We start from the raw sequence: 20200 nt of genomic DNA, 5'->3' as shown, positions 1-20200 counted from the left end.
AGGTGCCCCCCGGGGGCCTCAGGCCTGGACGAAGGCCCCCGAGGCGAGGAGCTCGTCGACGCCCTCGACTCCCCACGCGGCGAGGGCCTCGCGGGTGTGCTCGCCCGCACGTGACGGGGCGAGCGTCAGCGTCGGCTGCGTGCGGGAGAAGCGCGGCGCCGGGGCGGGCTGCACGACGCCCTCGTGCTCCACGAACACGCCGCGCGCCACCATGTGCGGGTGCTGCGCGGCCTCGCTGAGCCGCAGGATCGGGGCGACGCAGGCGTCGCTGCCGTCGAACACCTCGGCCCACTCGTCCCGGGTGCGGGTGCGGAACGTGTCCGCCAGCGCCTCGCGGAGGTCGTCGTACCGGTCGAAGTCGGCCTGGCCGGGCGCGGATTCCTCGATCCCCAGGGTGCGGACCAGCGCGGTGAAGAACTGCGGCTCGAGCGCCCCGACCGCGACGTGCTCGCCGTCGGAGGTCTCGTAGACGTCGTAGTAGGGGATCCCGCCGTCGAGCACGTTCGCCGCGCGCTCCTCCTTGAGCGCCCCGCCGGCGAGCATCGCGGAGGCCATCGCGTTGAGGTGCGCGGTGCCGTCGACGATGGCGGCGTCGACGACCTGCCCCTTCCCGCTGACCCCCCGCTCCAGCAGCGCGGCGAGGATGCCGATGACGAGGTACGTCGAGCCGCCGCCGAAGTCGCCCACCAGGTTGGCCGGGAAGTGGGGCCGGCTCTTGTCCTGGCCGAGCCCGTGCAGCGCGCCGGCGATCGCGACGTAGTCCATGTCGTGGCCCGCCACCTGCGCCAGCGGACCCGTCTGGCCCCACCCGGTCATCCGGCCGTAGACGAGACGCGGGTTGCGGGCCAGGCAGTCGTCCGGCCCGAGCCCGAGGCGCTCGGTGACCCCGGGGCGCAGGCCCTCGACGAGCACGTCGGCGCCCGCGACCAGCTCGAGCACCGTGTCGCAGGCCGCCGGGTCCTTGAGGTTCGCCGCCACGCTGGGTCGCCCGCGGGTCAGCAGGTCGTGACGCGGGTCCGCCACGACGCTCAGCGCGCCCCCGCCCGGACGGTCGACACGGATCACGTCGGCGCCGAGGTCCGCCAGGATCATGCAGGCGTGCGGGCCCGGGCCGATGCCGGCCAGCTCGACGACCTTGAGGCCCGCGAGGGGGCCGGTTCCGTGTCCCAGGGAGAGCACCATGGGCCGGATCATGACAGATCTACTGTCAACGTCGCGAGGGGTCACCGAGCGTCCGCTCGGTCCCGGCACGACACGTGGGCGTCATGCAGGCGCGGCAGGATGCGGGCATGGCGTGGGTCGTGCTGGTGGTGTCGGGGTGTCTCGAGGCGGTCTGGGCGACCGCGCTGTCGCGCTCGGAGGGGCTGACGCGCCTCGGGCCGAGCGTCGTGTTCGGCGTGTCGGTCGTGGCCAGCATGGTCGGGCTGGCGTGGGCGATGCGCACGCTGCCGGTGGGCACGTCGTACGCCGTGTGGGTGGGGATCGGCGCGGCGCTCACCGCGTCGTACGCGATGGTGACCGGCGCCGAGGCGTTCTCGCTGGTCCGCGCGCTCCTGCTGCTCGGCATCGTCGCCTGCGTGATCGGGCTGAAGCTCGCGCACTGAGCGTCGCCCCGGGGCTGGGAGGCGGGTCTACGCTCCGTCGCGGGCGCCGGGGGTCGACGCCGACGACGAGCAAGGGGGCCCGACGTGGCGAACCACGGCGACTGGCAGTTCGGCATCTACCTCGAGGGACTGGGTGGCACGATGCCGAGCCTGCCGATGGACTTCCGCACCCTCGAGGCCGCCGCCGAGGAGGCCATGTCGCCCGAGGTGTGGTCGTACGTCGCGGGCGGCGCGGGCGACGAGCACACCCAGCGCGCGAACGTGCGGGCCTTCGAGCGGTGGGGCCTCGTGCCGCGCATGCTCGCCGGCGCGGCCGAGCGCGACCTCGGCGTCGAGCTGTTCGGGCGCCGGTTCGCCACGCCCCTGATGCTGGCGCCGGTGGGCGTCCTCGGCATCTGCGAGCCCGAGGGCCACGGGGACCTCACGACCGCCCGCGCGGCGGCCGCGACCGGCGTACCGATGATCGCCTCGACCCTCTCGCAGGACCCGCTGGAGGACGTTGCGGCCCAGCTCGGGGACACGCCCGGGTGGTTCCAGCTCTACCCGCCGAACGACCGCGAGCTGACGGAGAGCCTGGTGCGCCGCGCGGAGGCGGCGGGCTACACGGCCCTCGTCATCACCCTCGACACCCTGACGCTCGGGTGGCGCCCGCGCGACCTCGCGCTCGCCAGCTTCCCGCAGCTCAAGGGGCTCTGCCTGGCCAACTACACCTCCGACCCCGTGTTCCGCTCGCGGCTGGCGGCGCCCCCCGAGGAGGACCCGCAGGCCGCCGTCGGCCACTGGGCGATGATCTTCGGCAACCAGAGCCTCGGCTGGGACGACCTCGCCTGGCTGCGCTCGCTGACCGACCTGCCCATCCTGCTCAAGGGCATCTGCTCGGCCGACGACGCCCGGCGCGCCGTCGACGCCGGGATCGACGGCATCTACTGCTCCAACCACGGCGGTCGCCAGGCCAACGGCGGCCTCCCCGCCCTCGACGTGCTCACCGAGGTCGTCGACGCCGCGGGCGACGCGCCGGTCGTCTTCGACTCGGGCGTGCGCAGCGGGCCCGACGTCGTCAAGGCCCTCGCGCTCGGGGCGCGCGCCGTCGCGGTGGGCCGGCCCTACGCCTACGGCCTCGCCGTCGGCGGCCAGGCCGGCGTCGAGCACGTGCTGCGGTGCCTGCTCGCCGAGACGGACCTGACGATGGCGATCAACGGCTACCCGAGCGTCGCCGTCCTGTCGCGCGAGGCGCTGCGGGCCGTGGCGCCCCTGCCCTAGGGGCGGCCCCGGCGCCCACCGGTGCGGACGGGCGCCCCGGCCCGCGCGATCGCGGCGCGGTCGCGGTGCGAGCGGTAGTCGTCCGCTACCGCTCCTACCGCGACCCCGGGGCCGGCAGTGTGCCGGCGCGATCGCGGCGCGGTCGCGGTACGAGCGGTAGTCGTCCGCTATCGCTCCTACCGCGACCCCGGGGGGCCGGCCGCGTGCGGTCAGCGACGACTCGGCGGGCCTGGGCGTGCGGTCAGCGACGACTCGGCGGGCTTCCCGCGGTGCAACTCGTTGCACTGCAACTCGTTGCATGCCATGCTGCGGTCATGGCCCTCGAGCACGTCCTCCTCGTCGCGCTGCGCGAGCGGAGCGGGTCCGGCCTCGAGCTGGCGCAGCGCTTCGAGCGCACCATCGGGTTCTTCTGGCACGCCAGCCACCAGCAGGTCTACCGGACGCTGGCCCGCATGGCCGACGACGGCTGGGTGGGCGTCGAGACCGTCGTGCAGTCCGGCAAGCCCGATCGCAAGGTGTACGCCGTGTCCCCCGCCGGCGAGGACGTCCTCGCCGCCTGGCTCGCCGAGCCCAGCCCGCCCGAGCGTCTGCGCACCGAGATCGCGGTGAAGATGCGCGCGGCGTCGTACGGCGACCGCGAGGCCCTGCTCACCCACCTGGCCGCGCGGCTCGCCGACCACGAGGCGCGCCTCGCCACCTTCCGCGGCATGGCCGCGGAGCAGTTCCCCGACCCGTCCGCCCTCAGCGGCGCAGCGCTCGACCGCTGGCTCGTGCTGCGCGGCGGGCTCCTCATGGAGGAGTTCTGGGTGACGTGGCTGTCCGAGTACCTCACCGCCCACCAGCTCACCCCCACCCCCGCCGACCCGGAGGAGACCCGATGACCGGCCCCACGCCGTACCCGACGTTCCTCAGCCCCCTGACGATCCCGACCGCCCACGGCGCGGGGAGCGTCACGCTGCGCAACCGCAGCGTCATGGGCTCCATGCACACCGGGCTCGAGGACGCGCCCTGGAACGTGGCGAAGCTGGCGGCGTACTTCGCCGAGCGGGCCCGCGGCGGGGTCGGGCTGATCGTCACGGGCGGCTACGCCCCGAACAAGCGCGGCTGGCTCAAGCCCTTCGCCTCCGAGATGACCACCCGGCTGCAGGCCGCCCGCCACGTGCAGGTCACCGACGCGGTGCACGAGCACGGCGGGAAGATCGTGCTGCAGGTGCTGCACGCGGGCCGCTACGGCTACCACCCGCTCAGCGTCGGCGCGTCGGCCCGCAAGAGCCCCATCACCCCGTTCACGCCGCGCGCGCTGAGCACGAAGGCCGTGGACCGCACCGCGAGCGACTTCGCCCGCGCCGCGCGGCTGGCGCAGAAGGCCGGGTACGACGGGGTCGAGATCATGGGCTCGGAGGGGTACCTGGTCAACCAGTTCCTCGCCGCCCGCACCAACGACCGCACCGACCGCTGGGGCGGCAGCGCGGAGAACCGGATGCGGTTCCCGATCGAGGTGGTGCGCCGCACCCGCGAGCTGGTCGGCGACGACTTCCTCCTCGACTACCGCATCTCGCTGCTCGACCTCGTCGAGGACGGCCAGACGTGGGAGGAGACCGAGGAGCTGGCGCTGCGGCTCGTCGAGGCCGGGGTGGACGTGTTCAACACGGGCATCGGCTGGCACGAGGCGCGGGTGCCGACGATCATCACGCAGGTGCCGCGGGCCGCGTGGCGCGACTCGACAGCGCGGCTGCGCGCGGCGCTGCGGGCCGCCGGCGTCGCGACCCCGGTCTGCGCGTCGAACCGCATCAACACCCCCGAGGTCGCCGAGGAGCTGCTCGCCGGCGGGGAGGCCGACCTCGTCTCGATGGCCCGGCCGTTCCTCGCCGACGCCGCCCTCGTGGCCAAGGCCGCCGAGGGCCGCGCCGACGAGATCAACACGTGCATCGCGTGCAACCAGGCGTGCCTCGACCACACGTTCAGCAACCGGAAGTCGTCGTGCCTCGTCAACCCGCGCGCGTGCCGCGAGACCACGCTCGTGCTCGCCCCGACGCGGCGCCGCCGCACGCTCGCCGTCGTCGGCGCCGGGCCGGCCGGCCTCGCCGCTGCCACCTCCGCGGCCGAGCGCGGTTTCGCGGTCACCGTCTTCGAGCGCAACCCCCACCTCGGCGGCCAGTTCCAGCTGGCCGTGCAGATCCCCGGCAAGGAGGAGTTCGCCGAGACGCTGCGCTACTACACCCGCCGGCTCGAGGTGCTCGGCGTCGACGTCCGCCTCGGCACGGAGGCCCGCCCCGACGACCTGGCCGCCTTCGACGAGGTCGTCGTCGCCACCGGCGTCGAGCCGCGCCTGCCCGACATCCCGGGCATCGACCACCCCAAGGCCGTGTCGTACGCCGACGTGCTCGCCCGCCGCGTCACCTGCGGGCGCCGCGTCGCCGTCATCGGCGCCGGCGGCATCGGGGTCGACGTCGCCCACTTCCTCACCCACGACCCCGCCGAGACCATCGACGACGTCGAGGCCTGGAAGTCCCACTGGGGCGTCGGCGACCCTGCGCTCGACCGCGGCGGTCTCACCGACCGCAAGCCGCGCGCCGTACCCCGCGAGGTCTACCTGCTGCAGCGCAAGACCACCCCCATCGGCGTGGGCCTCGGCAAGACGTCGGGGTGGGCGCACCGCGCCGTGCTCAAGCAGTCCGGCGTCGTGCAGGTCGCGGGCGTCACCTACGACCGCATCGACGACGAGGGTCTGTGGGTCACCGTCGACGGGGAGCAGCGGCTCTACGCCGTCGACCACGTCGTGGTCTGCGCCGGGCAGGAGTCGGTGCGCGGGCTGTACGACGCGCTCACCGCCGCCGCGTCCGGCACCGCGGCGGGGCGCCACCTCGTCGGCGGCGCCGACGTCGCGGCCGAGCTCGACGCCAAGCGCGCCATCGAGCAGGCCACCCGCGTCGTGGCGGCGCTGCCGGGCTGAGCGGCGACTCCTCCGGGTCGCGGTAGGAGCGGTAGTCGAGGGCTATCGCTCCTACCGCGACCGGGCCGGGGTCGGAGGGGCCGGGGGGGCCGGGGGGTGGTGGGTGCCCCCGGTCAGCGGTCGATGTCGAGGCTGCGGGTGTCGCGACCCACGGCCAGCGCGACGAAGGTGAGCAGGCCCATCACCGAGAGGTAGACCCCGACGAGGAACGGGCTGCCGTCCCCGAGGCCCCACAGCCACACCGCGATGAACGGGGCGACGGCGGCGCCGAGGATCGAGCTGACGTTGTAGGACAACCCGGAGCCCGTGTAGCGCACGTTCGTCGCGAACAGCTCGGGCAGCAGCGCGCCCATCGGGCCGAAGGTGAGCCCCATCAGGCTGAATCCCAGGATGAGCCACGCCATGACGCCGACGTCGCCCGCCTCCAGCAGCGGCACCCAGCACAGGCCGAACACGATGATGCCGGCGGTCACGACGAGCAGGTGCGCGCGCCGCCCGAAGCGGTCGGCGACCGGGCCGGAGACCATGGTGAAGATGCCGAAGAAGACGACGCCCACGATCATCATCAGCACGAAACCGTTGTAGGTGTAGCCCAGTCCGGGCACCTCGGCGTCGGTGGCGGCGCGGCCGTAGCTCAGCGAGTAGGTCGTCATCAGGTAGAAGAGCACGTAGGTGGCGAGCATGTAGAACGTGCCGAGCACCAGCTCTCGCCCGTGCGTGCGGACGACCTCGCCCAGCGGCAGCCTCGTGACCTTCCCCTTCTCCACCGCGCGCTGGAACGCGGCGCTCTCGACGAGGCGCAGCCGGACGTAGAGGCCGACCACGACCATGACGGCGGAGAAGAGGAACGGGATGCGCCACCCCCACGACAGGAACATGTCGGACGGCGTGGAGGGGTCGTCCGACGGCATCAGCGCGGCGATGGTCAGGAACAGCCCGTTGGCGAGGATGAAGCCGAGCGGGGCGCCGAGCTGGGGGAAGGTGCCGTACCAGGCGCGCTTGCCGGCCGGCGCGTTCTCCGTGGCCACGAGGGCAGCGCCGCTCCACTCACCGCCGATCGCGAAGCCCTGCGCGAGGCGCATCAGCACCAGCAGGAGCGGCGCGAACCAGCCGACGAGCGCGTACGTCGGGAGCAGGCCGATCGCGAAGGTGGCGACGCCCATCGTGAGGAGCGAGACGACGAGCGTGACCTTGCGTCCCCTCCGGTCACCGAGGTGGCCGAAGAAGACCGCGCCGAGCGGGCGGGCGACCATCGCGGCGCCGAAGACGGCGAACGAGGCGAGCAGCGCAGTGGTGTCGTTCCCCGCCGGGAAGAACAGGTGCGGGAAGACCAGCACCGCGGCGGTGGCGTAGATGTAGAAGTCGTAGAACTCGATCGTCGTGCCGACGAGGCTCGCGACCAGCACGCGGGAGCGCGGATTGGCAGGGGCGTCGGTCGCGGAGGGGGCGTGTGCGGTGGACATGGGTCTTTCCGTGACAGCGGCGGGGGACCCGGGAAGGCTACGCCGGGCGTCTCGAAGCGTGGGAATCACGTCTCACCCCCACGGCGCGCAGCACCTCGTCGTGGCGGCTCGCGGGCGAGGTCGGCTGACCCGGCTACGGTCGATCCCGTGATCCGCGACCTCACCGACGCCGAGGCCCGCGCCGCCCTGCTCAAGTGGTCGGCGGTCCCCGAGGGCACCATCCCCGCCTGGGTGGCCGAGATGGACTACGCCCCGGCGCCGGCCGTGACCGCCGCGGTGGCCGCGGCGCTGCGCACGGGCCGCACCGGCTACCCCCACCTCTCCCTCGACGGCGCCGAGGACGACGGCTCCGACACCGCGGCCCTGGCCGGGGCGTTCCGCGGCTTCGCCGCCCGCCACTGGGGCTGGGACGTGCCCGCCGGCTCGCTCACCCTCACCCCGGACGTCGTCACCGGCCTCCGCGTCGCGGTCGAGACCCTCGTGCCGCCCGGTCCGGTCGTGCTGCCCACCCCCTGCTACCCGCCGTTCCGCGAGCTGCTGGCGCTGGCCGCCCGCGAGGTCGTCGCCCTGCCGGTCGACCCCGACGCGCCGACCGCGACGCTCGACCTCGACCGGCTCGAGGCCGCCTTCGCCGCCGGCGCCCGCGGACTGCTGCTCTGCTCGCCCCACAACCCGCTCGGGCGCCGCTGGACCCGCGCCGAGCTGGAGGCCGTGCGCGACCTCGCGGAGCGGCACGGCGCCCGCGTCGTCGCCGACGAGGTGCACGCCCCGCTCGTGCTGCCCGAGCCCGACGGCGCGGCGGCCCCCGACGGCTCGGGAGGGGCCGGCTTCACGCCGTACCTCGCGGTCGACCCGCGCGGCATCACCGTCACGAGCGCGTCGAAGGCGTTCAACGTGCCGGGCCTCGCCTGCGCCCACCTCGTCACCCCCGACCCGGCCGACGCCGCGGCGCTGCGCGGCGTCGTGCACTCCGCCAACCACGGCGTCTCGCGGCTCGGGGTGGCCGCCGGCGTCGCGGCCTGGAGCGACGCCGACGACTGGCTCGCCGCGCTCGTCGAGCGCCTCGCGGCCCAGCGCGCGCTGCTCGCCGACCTCCTCGCCGCGCACCTGCCGCAGGCGCGCACGCGGCCGCTCGAGGCGACGTACCTCGCCTGGCTCGACCTGCGGGCGTACGGCGTCCCCGACCCCGCGGCCGCCGCCCGCGCGCACGGCGCCTGGCCGGCACCGGGCCAGGACTACGAGCCCGGGCTCGAGGGTCACGTGCGGCTCAACCTGGCCACCACCCCCGAGCGGCTGGAGGCCCTCGTGGAGCGGATCGCCCGGGCGCTGACGTGAGCGCCGCCGGGGGCCCGGGCGAGGTGCGGCGCGGCGCCGACGCGTTCCGCACCGTGCGGGACGACCGCACCACGGTGCACGCCTTCTCGTTCGGGCCGCACTACGACGCCGCGAACCTCGGCTTCGGCCCGATGGTCTGCCACAACGACGACCGGGTCGCGCCGGGCGGCGGCTACCCCGACCACCCGCACACCGACCTCGAGATCGTCACGTGGGTGCTCGACGGCGAGCTCACCCACACCGACACCGTGGACGGCTCCCGCGCCGCGCTGGGCGCCGGCACCGTGCAGGTGACCAGCGCCGGCTCCGGCATCCGGCACAGCGAGCTCGTCGACCCCGCCGCCGGCCCCACCCGGTTCCTGCAGGTGTGGCTGCGCCCCGACGAGCCGGGCCGCCCGCCCCGCACCACCCGCACCACCGCCGTCCTCGACCCCGACGGCTTCACACCGCTGGCCGGCGCGGGCGGGCTCCCCCTCGGCACCCGCGGCGCCCGGCTGCTCGTCGCGCGGCCGCGGGCCGGCGTACCGCTCCGCCTGCCCGACGCTCCGCTCCTGCACCTGTACGTCGCCCGCGGCGCCGTCACCCTCCCCGAGCGCGGCCCGCTCGGGACGCAGCCCGACGGGGGGTACGACGGACCCGCGGCGCCAGGCGGGGGGGAGGGAGATGCCTGGCGCCTGCGGGACGCCGGCGAGCAGGTCGTCGTACCCCGGGACGACGGGACCGAGCTCGTCGTGTGGGCGTTCGACGCCGACGCCTGAGCGGATGGGTCGGTCCCCGGACCAGCCGGGCGCGCGGCGCCTCAGGCCGGGGGCACCCGGTCGCTGCGCAGGTGCTCGTAGATGACCGACGTCTCGACGTCCGCGATCTCCGCGCGCGAGGTCAGCCGGTCGATGACGAACGCGTAGAGGTGGTCGTTGTCCGGCACGGCGACGTGCACCATGAAGTCGGCGCCGCCCGAGGTGACGAACACCCCGACCGTCTCCGGCAGGGCGCTCACCCAGTCGCGGAACGCCTCGATGCTCGCGCGCGACGGCGGGCGGATCCGGACCGCGATGAGCGCCTGCACCGGCCGGCCGATGCTCGCCAGGTCGACGTCGAGCCGCGCTCCCCGCACGACGCCGCGCCGCTGGAGGCCCCGGGCGCGGTCGTGGACGGTCGTGGCCGAGACGCCGACCTCCGCCGCGATGTCGCGCAGGCTCCGCCGTGCATCCGTCGCCCAGGCGGCCAGGATCGCCCGGTCCAGCTCGTCCATGTCAGCCACACCGGCCATTCTGCCTGACGAACTCCGGGCTGCTTGCGGTCGTGGCGAACGTCTTCCTAGCGTCAGCGGCGTACTGCCCGACGCTCGACCAGGAGACACCCGTGACCGAGACCGCCGCCATCCCGCCCGTCGGCGCCCCACCCGTCGGCGCCCCACCCGTCGGCTTCGGACCGCACGAGGTCGACACCGCGGCCGCCACCCGCGACGTACCGCTGAAGTGGGTGGTGGTCGTCGACGAGACGCTGCCGCCCGGCCGGGCCGTCAACGCGGCCGTGTGCGTCGCCGGGGCCACGGTCGACCGCGTGCCCGGACTGCTGGGGCCGGCCGTCGACGACGCGGACGGCTCCGCACACCCGGGGCTGCCGTGGCTGGGCTGCACGGTGCTCGGCGCGGCGCCCGACCGGCTCGCGGCGGTGCGTTCCCGCGCGGCCGCCCGCGACGACGTCGCGCTGGCCGACATGCCGACGCAGGCGCAGCACACCCGCGTGTACGACGACTACCTCTTCGCCGTCGGGCGCACCCCGTCGGCCCACCTGGGCTACTACGCCGTCAGCCTCGTGGGGCCCCGGAGGGTGGTCGACCGCCTCACGAAGGGTCTGCGCCTGCTCCCGTGACCTCCGCGGGGTCGTCACGCCCGTCGGCCTCGGCGAGCCGCTGGTGCAGCCGCTCGCGGACCTCGTCGGGGCTCAGCTGGCCCCGCGCCCGCGCGTCGCGCGCGATGACGACACCGGTGGCGGTCACACCGGCCAGCCCGGCGAGGCCGAGCACCTTCCACAGCTTCACGGGACCTCCTGGGGTCGGGGACGGACGACGCCATCCTGCCCCGGCCCGCCGTCTGCGTCGCCGAGCCCGGGGGTGCGCCGCAGGCGTGAGGGGCGGGGCGCCCGTCCGCATCCACTCCCCGTGGGTACGCCGCGCCACTGCAGGCCGCCGCCGGGGGGTGTGGTGACGTCCGGGCGGTCGCACGCCGGCGCGCCCCGTGAAGAGCGCCGCGCGCTCAGCCCAGGGCGGCCGGGTCCATCCACATGACCTCCCAGATGGTGCCGTCGAGGTCGCGGAACGACCAGCCGAACATCGGGCCCTGCTCCTGGGGCTCGCCGGCCGGCGACGCGCCGAGCTCGAGGGCCCGCTCGACGAGCGCGCGCACGTCGTCGGCGCTGTTCGCGGACAGGCAGTAGAGGGCGCTCGTGCCGCCGGTGGGCGACGTCGTGCCGTGGAAGGAGTGGAAGTAGTCCGTCCGCAGGAACATGACGGAGGTGAGGGGGTTGAGCTGCACCGACGTGGCGTTCTCGTCGCTGAACGCCTCGTTGATCGAGAACCCGAGCTCGCTCCAGAACGTGCGGGTCGCCGCGGGGTCCGCGACCGGGAGGTTCACGAAGAGCATGCGGTCGGTGGCCTGCTGGGTGGTGGTCATGGTGGTTCCTCTCGGTGGCGGCCCCCTGCGGGCCGGTCAGGTGCTCCGACCGGGCGGCGCACCGCGAATCATCGCCGGCCGGACCGATGATTTCCGGGGCCGCCCCGGGTCATGATGAGGGCCTGCCGCCGCCGACCACCAGGAGCGCCCCGGTGACCACCATCCCCACCACGTCGACCGCCCTCGCGGAGCCCGCCGCCGAGGCTGCTGCCACCGCGCCCGCCGAGCTCGACGACTTCGACGCGCTCACCGAGCGCTACCGCCGCGAGCTGCTCGCGCACTGCTACCGGATGAGCGGCTCGACCCACGAGGCGGAGGACCTGGTGCAGGAGACCTTCCTGCGCGCCTGGAAGGCCGCGCGCAGCTTCGAGGGCCGCAGCTCGGTGCGCACCTGGCTCTACCGCATCGCGACGAACGTCTGCCTGACCAACCTGGAGAACAAGCCGAAGCGGCCGCTGCCCAGCGCCCTCGGCACCCCCGAGGCGGTGGTCGGCGAGCTGGACCCGAACCCCGAGGTCCCCTGGCTCGAGCCGGTGCCGGACGCGGCGGTGGTGGTGGCGGAGCGCGACTCGATCCGCCTCGCGTTCGTCGCCGCCCTGCAGCACCTGCCCGCCCGCCAGCGCGCCGTCCTCATCCTGCGCGACGTGCTGCGCTGGAGCGCGAAGGAGACCGCCGAGGCCCTCGAGACCACCGTCGCCGCCGTCAACTCGGCCCTGCAGCGCGCCCACGCGCAGATGACCCAGCAGGGCCTGACCGACGAGACGGTCGAGGAGTCCCTCAACCCGGCGCAGCAGCGCCTGCTGGACCGCTACGTCGACGCGTTCTGGCGCAAGGACGTCACGGAGATCGTCAACCTCCTCACCACCGAGGCCAGCTGGGAGATGCCCCCCTTCACCGGCTGGTACGTCGGGGCCGAGACCATCGCGACCCTCATCGGCACCAAGTGCCCGGGCGGCACCTACGACATGCCGATGGTGCGCACCCAGGCCAACGGCGCGCCGGCGTTCGGCCTCTACATGCGCACCCCCGCCGGCCACTTCGAGCCGTTCCACCTCCAGGTGCTCGACCTCGACGGCGACCGTGTGCGCCACGTCAGCGCGTTCTTCGACCAGCGGCTGTTCGAGACCTTCGGGCTGCCCGCCACGCTGCCGGCCGACCACGACCCCCGCCCGCGCGACCCGGCGGGCGCCGCAGGCGTGTCGTGACCGCCGGCGACCTCGTCGTCCCCGGCGAGGTCGAGCTCCTCGAGCGAGCGCTCGCCTGGACGTGCGGGCAGCTCGCCCGCGTGCGGCCCGAGCAGCTGGGCGCGCCGACCCCGTGCGCCGGCTGGGACCTCGCGGCCCTGCTGGCGCACATGGAGGACGCGCTCGACGCGTTCGCCGAGGCGGCGGCCGGGTTCGTCGTACCGGTGCCGGACCCGCGGCTCGAGGCCCACCCCGTCCCCCGCGTGCCGCTCCTGCAGGCCAAGGCGTCGGCGCTGCTCGGGGCGTGGGCGCGGCCGACGCCGCGCGCCGTGCGGACCGGGTCGGTCGCCCTGCCCACCGCGGTGCTCGTCGCCGCGGCCGCGCTGGAGGTGGCGGTGCACGGCTGGGACGTGGCAGTCGCGCTGGACCCCGCGCCCGCCCGCCGGCCCGCCCTGCCCGCGCCCCTGGCCCGGGACCTGCTCGGCGTGGCCGGCGCGACCGTCGTGGCGCAGGACCGGCCGGCCCGCTTCGCCCCGCCCGTGCCGCCGCCGTTCGCGGCCTCGCACGGCGAGCGGCTCCTCTGCTTCCTCGGGCGCGACCCGCGACGCTAGACCGGCCCACCGACCACCCAGCAGGATCGAGGCATGCAGACGAGCGCGAGCACCGTCATCGCCAGGCCGGTCGACGAGGTCTGGGCGGCCCTGGCCGACCACCGGCGCATCTCCGGCTGGGCGCCGGGCCTGCGCGTCGAGGTGGACGACACCGCCGCGACCGCACCGGGCGAGGTGGGCGCCGTACGGCGGATCGAGGGCGGCCCCGGCCCCGCGATCGTCGAGCGCATCACCGCGTTCGTGCCCGGCCGCCGGCTGGGCTACGAGGCGGTCAGCGGCATCCCGTTCCGCGACTACGCCGGCACCATCGAGCTCACCGTGCGGGGCCTCGACGCCACCGAGGTGCGCTGGACGCTCACGGCCTCGCCCCGCGTGCCGGTGCTCGAGCGGCTCGCGCTCGCCGGCGTCAACCGCGTGCTGCTCACCCTGTTCGCCCGCGCCACCCGGCGCGGCTGAGCCCCCCGGATGCCGTCCGGGGCACGACTGGGCGCCCTGCTCGCCTCCTCCCTCGTGGTGCAGGCCGTGGTCTTCCTGGCCCGACCCGCGAGCACGTACGCCGCGATCGCCGTCGACGTGCCCGCTGCGGCGCTGGGGGCGATCGGGGCCGCGTTCGCGGTGGCGCCGCTGCTGCTCGCCGTACCTCTCGGGTCGGTGGCGGACCGGATCGGCGAGGGTGCGCTGCAGCTCGTCGGCGGCCTCGTGCTCGTCGGCGCCTGCCTCGTCCTGGTCCTGGCCCCGGCGGGGCCCGCGACGCTCGTCGGGGGCAACGCGCTGCTCGGCGCGGGCCAGCTCGCCTGCGTCATCGGTCAGCAGACCCACGTGGCCCACCAGTTCGAGGCGTCGCGGCTGGACGCGGCGTTCGGCTACTACACGTTCGCGGCGTCCCTCGGCCAGGCGCTCGGCCCGCTGCTCATCGCCGCGGTCGGCGGCACGGCCCTGGCGCCCGACACCGACCGCATCCTCGTGGTGGCGGCGCTGCTCGCCCTGCCGCTGGTGCTCCTCGCCCCGGTGCTCGGCCTGCGGCGCCGGCCGCGCCGCACGGACGGGGCCGACGGGGGCGGCGGCCTGCGGGGACTGCTGCGCCTGCCCGGGCTCACCCGCGCGCTGACCACGAGCGCCGTGGTGATCGCCGCGATCGACCTGACGCTCGTCTACCTCCCCGCGCTGGGCGCCGAGCGCGGCCTCGGCGCGGGCACGGTCGGCGCGATGCTCACCGTGCGGGCCGTCTTCTCGATGCTCTCGCGCGTCGGGCTGGGGCGGCTCACGGGGCGCTTCGGCCGCGGCCCCGTGCTGCTGACGAGCATCGTCGCCTCGGCGGGCGGCCTGGCCCTGCTCGCCGTACCCCTGCCGGTGCCGGTGATGTTCGTCGTGCTCGCGGTCGTCGGGCTCGGGCTCGGCGTCGGCCAGCCGCTGACGATGTCGTGGCTGACCCGGCGGGCGCCGGCAGAGCAGCGCGCCCAGGCCGTCACGCTGCGGCTGGCCGGCAACCGGGTCGGGCAGGTCGTCGTGCCGTCGGTGCTCGGCGCCGCCGCCGTGGGCGGCGCCTCCGTGGCCCTCCTGGCGGTGGCCCTGCTGCTCGCCGCGATGCTCCCGGTGCTGCGCGGGCAGGACCTGGACTAGCGCCGGTCAGTCCCGCAGCGGGTGCGCCACCTCGTCGGCGCGCATGCGGAACACGACCACGGCGGCGACCGCGAGCCCGACCGGCAGCAGGCCCGCCACGACGAAGACCGTCGTCAGGCCGACCAGCGTCGCGAGCGGGCCCGCCAGCGCCATCGAGACCGGCATGAGGGCGAGCGACACGAAGAAGTCGAGGCTCGAGACGCGGCCCAGCAGGTGGGGCGGCACCCGGCGCTGCAGGAGCGTGCCCCAGATGACCATCGGGGCGCCGAAGAGCGCGCCGAGCACGAAGCCGCAGACCACGAGCTGCCACACCGCGGTCGCCACGGCCATGCCGACGAACGGCACGCAGGCCACGCCCCACATCACGTTCATCGTCGTCAGGTAGCGCCGCGGCATCGGGAACGCCGCCATCGCCATCGACCCCAGCGCCCCGCCGATGCCGAACGCCGCCAGCACCGCCGCGTGGTCGCCCGCGTCGCCGCCCAGGCCGTCCTTCACCAGGAACGGCACCAGCACCTCGAGCGGGCCCATCACCAGCAGGGTCATCAGCGAGGCGAAGGCCAGCGTGCCGAGCAGCCACGGTGTGCGCACCATGTAGGCGAAGCCCTCGCGCACGTCGCCGAGCGCCTGGCCGAGCAGCCGCTCCTCGACGGGCTCCTCGACGGGCTCCTCGCATGGCCCGTCGGCCCCGGGGGTGACCAGGCGTCGTACCGCCGTGCGGGGCACGGTCAGCAGCACCAGGAGGCCCACGGCGACGCTCGCCGCGCCGACGCCGAACGCGGCGGACGGGGCGGCCGCGCCGATGACGAGGCCCGCGACGGCCGGCCCGCCGGCCTGCTGCACGAGCGGGCGCACGACGCCCTCGAAGCCGTTGACCGCCATGAGGTGCTGCTCGGGCACGAGCGCGGGCAGCCACGCCGAGTACGCCGGGTAGTAGAACGCCATGCCCGTCCCGGTCGCGAACGCGGCGACCGCGAGGTGCCACAGCGCGGCGACGTCGGTGGCGGCCAGCACCGCGACGACCCCGATGCCGACCAGCTCGACGAGGGCGACCACGACGAGCACGTCCTTCTGCGGCACCCGGTCGGCCACCACCCCGCCGAGCAGCGCGGGCAGCAGGATGCCGGCGGCCGAGGCGCCGCTGACCAGCGACAGCGCGCCCGGGCCGCCGCCGAGCCGGATGACCTCCCAGACCAGGGCCACCGCCCACGTGCCGCTCGCGAAGGTGGAGAAGACGAGGGCGAGGGCGAGGCGCCGGTACGCCGGGATCCCGAACGGCGCGAGGGCCCGGCCGAGCCCGGCGCGCGGCGGCGGGGCGGGGCTCTCGGTGACGGCGTCGCTCGCGGGGTCCACCCGCCCATCCTCGCCGCCGGGCACGGGACGGCGCACCCCGGTTTGCGGGCCGTGGTGAGGTGTCCCCGTGCGCACCCCCCTGCCGGACTACCTGACCGAGGTGCTCGACACCTGCGGCGACGACACCAGCGGTGAGCTCGCGTCGTACATCCCCGAGCTCGCCCAGGCGGACCCCGACCGGCTCGCCCTGTCGTTGTGCACCGTCGACGGCACCGGGTACGCCGTGGGCGACGCCGCCGAGGCCGCCTTCACCATCCAGTCGATCTCGAAGCCGTTCGCCTACGCCCTCGCGCTCGCCGACCACGGGCTGGAGGAGGTCTCGACGAAGGTCGGGGTCGAGCCCTCGGGCGAGGCGTTCAACGAGCTGTCGCTGGAGGAGGAGTCCGGCCGGCCCCTGAACCCGATGATCAACGCCGGCGCGATCACGGTGCACTCGATGCTCGAGGCCGAGCGGGTACGCCGGGGGTTCGCCGCCTTCGCGGGCCGCGAGCTCGAGGTCGACGAGGAGGTGCGCTCCTCCGAGCTCGAGACGGCGGACCGCAACCGGGCGATCGCCTACATGCTGCGCAACCACGGCATCGTCGAGACCGACCCCCAGGACGTCGTCGCCGGCTACACCGAGCAGTGCTCGCTGCTCGTCACCGTCTCCGACCTCGCCACGATGGCGGCGACGCTGGCCAACGGCGGCGTGCAGCCGGTCACCGGCGAGCAGGTCGTGCCGCGGTGGGTGGCCCGACAGGTGCTGAGCGTGATGGCGACGTGCGGCATGTACGACGCCGCCGGCGACTGGTTCACCACCGTCGGCATCCCCGCCAAGTCCGGCGTCTCCGGAGGCCTCATCGGCGCCCTGCCCGGCCGCGCCGGGTTCGCCGTGTTCTCGCCGCGGCTCGACAAGCACGGCAACTCGGTGCGCGGCGTGCAGGTCTTCGAGCGCCTGTCGGCCGACATGGGCATGCACCTGATGGAGGTGCCGCCGCCCGCGCGCTCGCTGGTGCGCGAGCGCTCCCCGCTGCCCGGCGGCGAGGAGGAGGGCGAGGTCTTCGAGCTGCAGGGCTCGGTCGACTTCGTCGGCATGGAGCGGCTCCTGCGCGACCTCGCCGACGAGGCGCCCCGCACCTCCGCCGTCGTGCTCGACCTGACCCGCGTGCACGAGGTGCGCGAGGTGGGCCGGCGCATGCTGCTCGAGGGCGCGCGACGCCTGCACCTCGACGGCCACACGGTCAGCTTCGTCGACCCCGACGGGCTGCTCGCCGCGCTGCCGGAGGGCGCGGGCGACCACGCCGGCGACGAGGACGCGCACGGCGGGGCCGACGGGCGGGAGTCGGTCGACGACGACCCGTTGATCGACGTCGGTGGCGGCGTCGACGCGCAGGTGCACCGGCGGCGCTAGCCGCGCCGCGGGCCCCGGGGCGCCGGGGGCGCTGTCGGCGCGGGGCCTGCGAGGATGCCGGGGTGAGCGGATACAGCCTCAGCCTGTCCGGCGCCGTCGAGCTGACGCGCACCGGTGACCTCTGGCTCTTCCGGGGGTCCTCCGGCGCCGACCGCGCCATCCGGGCCGTCACCAACGCCCCCGTCAACCACGTCGGCATGGCGGTGGTGCTCGACGACATGCCGCCGCTGATGTGGCACGCCGAGCTGGGCAAGGGCCTGCTCGACGTGTGGACCGGCTCGCACCACCGCGGCGTGCAGCTGCACGACCTGCACGACGCCGTCGTGCAGTGGTGCGACCGTTACTCCCAGCACGCGTGGCTGCGCCAGCTCGACGTGCCCGGCGCCGGGCCGAGCGGGGTGACGGCCGAGCAGGAGGCCGCCGTGCTCCGCACGATCGCGCGCCTCGACGGCACCCCGTTCCCCGCGACCGCGCGGCTGGCGGGGCGCTGGGCCCGCGGCCGGGTACGGCGCACCGCACCCGTCGAGGAGACCTACTGCGCCGAGGTGGTCGCCGCGACGTACCAGGCCATGGGCCTGCTCGACGGCCAGCGACCGACGAACTACTACGACCCCGGCAAGTTCTGGTCGGGCGACCACCTCGAGCTGCGCCAGGGCGCGCGGCTCGGGGAGGAGATCGCCGTCCGCGTGTGAGCGCGGGCCCCGCTCAGACCCGCAGCACGAGCACGGCCACGTCGTCCTCGCGCACGTCGAGGCCGTCGACGAGCAGGTCGCACAGCGCGTCGGCGTCGAGGTCCTGCCGGCCGGTGAGCGTGGCCCGGAGCCGGTCGGTGCCGACGTCGAGGGTCTCGCCGCGGCGCTCGACGAGGCCGTCGGTGTAGAGCACGAGCGCCGAGCCCGGCTCCAGCAGCAGCACGTGGTCGGCGCGCGGCACCGAGGCGTCCACCCCGAGCAGCAGCTCGCCGCCCGTGTCGAGCAGCGACGTGGAGCCGTCGGGATGCAGCACCACCGGCGGCGGGTGGCCGGCGCGCGACCACCGGACGGTCCACCGCCCGGTGCCCACCTGCGACGGCGCCTGGTCGACGTGCGCCACGACCGCCGTCGCGACGGTGGCGACGTCGAGGCGCTCGAGGGCGCGGTCGAGCACCTCGAGCACGCGACCCGGGCTGTCCTCCACCGCGAACGCGACGCCCCGCACGATGTTGCGCGCCTGCGCCATCGTCACGGCCGCCTCGCTGTCGTGGCCGGCGATGTCGCCGACGGTCAGCACGAGCGCGTGGGCGTCGCGGGGGAAGGCGTCGAACCAGTCGCCGCCGATCTGCGCCGTCTCGGTGGCGGGGACGTAGCGGGCCGCGACCTCCGTGCCGGGTACGGCGGCGGGCGGCGTCAGCAGGCTGCGCTGCAGGGCCAGCGACAGGTGGCGCTCCTGCTCGTGCCGCGCGCGCTCGCTCGCGAGGAGCTCGATGCGGGTCAGGCCCTCGGTGACCACCGTGGCCAGCAGCTGGAGGTAGTCGCGGTAGTCCGCGTCGTACGGCAGCCGCGGGGAGAGCCGGCACACGAGCTGGGCGTCGTCACCGTCGGTGCCGAGCGGCAGCCAGGCCGTCCGCCCGCCGTCGACCTCTGCGACCACGACCCCGGCCTCGTCGGGCCGCGCCCCCGCGGGGGGCGCGGCGGGGAGGTCCGTGCCGGCCGGTTCCGCCTCGGGGTCGCCACCCGGGAGCCGCACCTCGGCGGCCGGCAGGTCGGGGGTGTCCGCGAGCAGCTTCCGGGCCACCCGCCGCAGCTCGTCGCGCGACTCCACCCCCACGAGCGCCGTCGTCAGCCGCGTCAGGGCGCTGAGCCGCCGCTCGGTCAGCACGTGCGGGGTGATCTCGACGACGATGTCGAGCACGCCCTCGACGCCGTCGGGTCCCGCCACCGGTGAGTAGGAGTAGACGAACCAGCAGTCCTCGAGGAACCCCCGGCGGTGGAGCGGAACGTGTGCCTCGTCGATGCGGAACGACGGCCCGCCGCCGAGCACCCCCTCCATGAGGGGCCCGATGTCGTGCCACGCCTCGGGGAAGACGTCGACGGCCCGTTCGCCGAGGGCCGCCGGGTGCTTGTCGCCGATGACGTCGATGTAGGCGTCGTTGTAGAGGCACGCGAACTCGTCGCCCCACAGGAGGATGCAGGCGAACTGGGTCGACAGCACCATCTCGAGGGCGGTGCGCAACGCCGGGGACCACCCCGCGGGGTCGCCGAGCGGGGTGGCCGCCCAGTCGCGCTCCGCGTAGAGCGCACGGAGGCCCGCGCTCGGGATCTCGGTGGTCACTGGTGCAATCTAGGCGCAGGCGCCACGCGGCGTCCTGACGACCACCAACTCGGAGGCCCCCGTGACGGCTCGCTCGCCCCTCGTCTTGCTCCACGGCGTCACCATGAGCGGCCTGGCCTGGCGGGAGGTGGTGCCGCTGCTGGCCGAGCACCACGACGTCCGCACCCCCACGACGATGGGTCACCGCGGCGGCCGGGTGCCGAGCCGGGTCCCCGTCACCATCACCGACCTGGTGGACGACTGCGAGCGCTGGCTCGACCAGGAGGGCCTCGACGCCCCGCACCTCGCCGGCAACTCGCTGGGCGGCTGGATGGCCCTCGAGCTCGCGCGCCGGGGCCGGGCCGCGTCGGTCTGCGCGATCTCGCCGGGCGGGTTCTGGCCGCCGGCCACCGCCGACGGCGGCGGGCGGCCGCCGAGCGCGGCGCGGGTGCTGCGGCGGGCG

At 75.4% G+C, this 20200-nt stretch carries 21 protein-coding genes; 14 read left to right on the top strand and 7 right to left on the bottom strand.

Annotation, left to right across the window (positions count from 1 at the left end):
- Positions 1 to 18: 18 nt before the first annotated feature.
- A complete protein-coding gene (locus KK617_RS08465) occupies positions 19 to 1182 on the bottom strand; it encodes a CaiB/BaiF CoA-transferase family protein (RefSeq protein WP_277499459.1) in 1164 nt (387 codons plus the stop codon).
- A gap of 107 nt (positions 1183 to 1289) precedes the next feature.
- Here KK617_RS08465 and KK617_RS08460 point away from each other — a divergent pair, with 107 nt between their 5' ends.
- From KK617_RS08460 to KK617_RS08445, 4 genes are all read left to right on the top strand, one after another.
- Entirely contained in the window at positions 1290 to 1604 is a 315-nt protein-coding gene (locus KK617_RS08460; protein ID WP_277499458.1) for an SMR family transporter, read from the top strand.
- A gap of 84 nt (positions 1605 to 1688) precedes the next feature.
- Positions 1689 to 2864, top strand: a complete 1176-nt coding sequence (locus KK617_RS08455; RefSeq protein ID WP_277499457.1) for a lactate 2-monooxygenase — start codon at positions 1689 to 1691, stop codon at positions 2862 to 2864.
- Positions 2865 to 3178: 314 nt separating this feature from the next.
- A complete protein-coding gene (locus KK617_RS08450) occupies positions 3179 to 3745 on the top strand; it encodes a PadR family transcriptional regulator (RefSeq protein ID WP_277499456.1) in 567 nt (188 codons plus the stop codon).
- On the top strand, positions 3742 to 5817 hold the full coding sequence (locus KK617_RS08445) for an NADPH-dependent 2,4-dienoyl-CoA reductase (protein WP_277499455.1): 2076 nt from the start codon (positions 3742 to 3744) through the stop codon (positions 5815 to 5817). Before KK617_RS08450 ends, KK617_RS08445 begins: the two co-directional genes overlap by 4 nt.
- Before the next feature lie 113 nt (positions 5818 to 5930).
- Here the strand turns inward: KK617_RS08445 and KK617_RS08440 are convergent, their stop codons facing one another.
- Entirely contained in the window at positions 5931 to 7280 is a 1350-nt protein-coding gene (locus tag KK617_RS08440) for an MFS transporter (protein ID WP_277499454.1), read from the bottom strand.
- A gap of 147 nt (positions 7281 to 7427) precedes the next feature.
- Here KK617_RS08440 and KK617_RS08435 point away from each other — a divergent pair, with 147 nt between their 5' ends.
- Positions 7428 to 8615, top strand: coding sequence for an aminotransferase class I/II-fold pyridoxal phosphate-dependent enzyme (locus KK617_RS08435; protein ID WP_277499453.1), 1188 nt, complete (start codon positions 7428 to 7430; stop codon positions 8613 to 8615).
- Positions 8612 to 9373 carry a pirin family protein gene (locus KK617_RS08430; RefSeq protein WP_277499452.1) on the top strand — a complete coding sequence of 254 codons (762 nt, stop codon included), beginning with the start codon at positions 8612 to 8614 and terminating at the stop codon, positions 9371 to 9373. The genes KK617_RS08435 and KK617_RS08430 overlap by 4 nt, the downstream gene beginning before the upstream one ends.
- A gap of 41 nt (positions 9374 to 9414) precedes the next feature.
- Here KK617_RS08430 and KK617_RS08425 read toward each other — a convergent pair whose 3' ends face one another.
- Positions 9415 to 9867, bottom strand: a complete 453-nt coding sequence (locus KK617_RS08425; RefSeq protein WP_277499504.1) for an Lrp/AsnC family transcriptional regulator — start codon at positions 9865 to 9867, stop codon at positions 9415 to 9417.
- A 110-nt stretch (positions 9868 to 9977) separates the two neighbouring features.
- Between KK617_RS08425 and KK617_RS08420 the strand changes: the two genes are divergently transcribed.
- Positions 9978 to 10490: a DUF2000 domain-containing protein gene (locus tag KK617_RS08420; RefSeq protein ID WP_277499451.1), complete on the top strand. Its 513-nt coding sequence runs from the start codon at positions 9978 to 9980 to the stop codon at positions 10488 to 10490.
- On the opposite strand, the gene KK617_RS08415 is transcribed toward KK617_RS08420, so the two are convergent.
- Together KK617_RS08415 and KK617_RS08410 are read right to left on the bottom strand one after the other, a co-directional pair.
- Positions 10462 to 10659 carry a hypothetical protein gene (locus KK617_RS08415; protein WP_277499450.1) on the bottom strand — a complete coding sequence of 66 codons (198 nt, stop codon included), beginning with the start codon at positions 10657 to 10659 and terminating at the stop codon, positions 10462 to 10464. The two genes, KK617_RS08420 and KK617_RS08415, sit on opposite strands and share 29 nt — an antisense overlap.
- 214 nt (positions 10660 to 10873) lie before the next feature.
- The gene (locus KK617_RS08410; RefSeq protein ID WP_277499449.1) at positions 10874 to 11290 is read right to left on the bottom strand and encodes a VOC family protein; all 417 of its coding nucleotides are present in this window, start codon (positions 11288 to 11290) and stop codon (positions 10874 to 10876) included.
- 152 nt (positions 11291 to 11442) lie between these two features.
- On the opposite strand from KK617_RS08410, the gene KK617_RS08405 reads away from it, so the two are divergent.
- The 4 genes from KK617_RS08405 to KK617_RS08390 are packed head-to-tail and all read left to right on the top strand — an operon-like array spanning position 11443 to position 14705.
- A complete protein-coding gene (locus KK617_RS08405; protein WP_277499448.1) occupies positions 11443 to 12495 on the top strand; it encodes a sigma-70 family RNA polymerase sigma factor in 1053 nt (350 codons plus the stop codon).
- Complete coding sequence (locus KK617_RS08400; RefSeq protein ID WP_277499446.1) at positions 12492 to 13085, top strand: TIGR03086 family metal-binding protein; 594 nt, start codon at positions 12492 to 12494, stop codon at positions 13083 to 13085. The genes KK617_RS08405 and KK617_RS08400 overlap by 4 nt, the downstream gene beginning before the upstream one ends.
- Positions 13086 to 13118: 33 nt before the next feature.
- Positions 13119 to 13541, top strand: a complete 423-nt coding sequence (locus KK617_RS08395) for an SRPBCC family protein (protein WP_277499445.1) — start codon at positions 13119 to 13121, stop codon at positions 13539 to 13541.
- A gap of 9 nt (positions 13542 to 13550) precedes the next feature.
- Positions 13551 to 14705 (top strand): MFS transporter, encoded by a 1155-nt coding sequence (locus KK617_RS08390; protein WP_277499444.1) that lies wholly within the window; start codon positions 13551 to 13553, stop codon positions 14703 to 14705.
- A gap of 6 nt (positions 14706 to 14711) precedes the next feature.
- On the opposite strand, the gene KK617_RS08385 is transcribed toward KK617_RS08390, so the two are convergent.
- Positions 14712 to 16058 (bottom strand): MFS transporter, encoded by a 1347-nt coding sequence (locus tag KK617_RS08385; protein ID WP_277499443.1) that lies wholly within the window; start codon positions 16056 to 16058, stop codon positions 14712 to 14714.
- A 67-nt stretch (positions 16059 to 16125) separates the two neighbouring features.
- Between KK617_RS08385 and KK617_RS08380 the strand changes: the two genes are divergently transcribed.
- Together KK617_RS08380 and KK617_RS08375 are read left to right on the top strand one after the other, a co-directional pair.
- Positions 16126 to 17448, top strand: coding sequence for a glutaminase (locus KK617_RS08380; protein WP_277499442.1), 1323 nt, complete (start codon positions 16126 to 16128; stop codon positions 17446 to 17448).
- Positions 17449 to 17510: 62 nt separating this feature from the next.
- Positions 17511 to 18140, top strand: coding sequence for a hypothetical protein (locus KK617_RS08375; RefSeq protein ID WP_277499441.1), 630 nt, complete (start codon positions 17511 to 17513; stop codon positions 18138 to 18140).
- Between the two features lie 13 nt (positions 18141 to 18153).
- Here the strand turns inward: KK617_RS08375 and KK617_RS08370 are convergent, their stop codons facing one another.
- Positions 18154 to 19758 (bottom strand): PP2C family protein-serine/threonine phosphatase, encoded by a 1605-nt coding sequence (locus tag KK617_RS08370; protein ID WP_277499440.1) that lies wholly within the window; start codon positions 19756 to 19758, stop codon positions 18154 to 18156.
- Between the two features lie 61 nt (positions 19759 to 19819).
- On the opposite strand from KK617_RS08370, the gene KK617_RS08365 reads away from it, so the two are divergent.
- Positions 19820 to 20200: alpha/beta fold hydrolase (locus tag KK617_RS08365; protein ID WP_277499439.1), on the top strand; the 381-nt coding region annotated here is incomplete at its 3' end.

This window comes from Nocardioides sp. ChNu-99, assembly GCF_029493445.1.
In the GTDB taxonomy this organism is placed as follows: domain Bacteria; phylum Actinomycetota; class Actinomycetes; order Propionibacteriales; family Nocardioidaceae; genus Nocardioides.
Note: the sequence above shows the minus strand (reverse complement) of the source record. Positions and strands in the feature narration are given on the sequence as shown.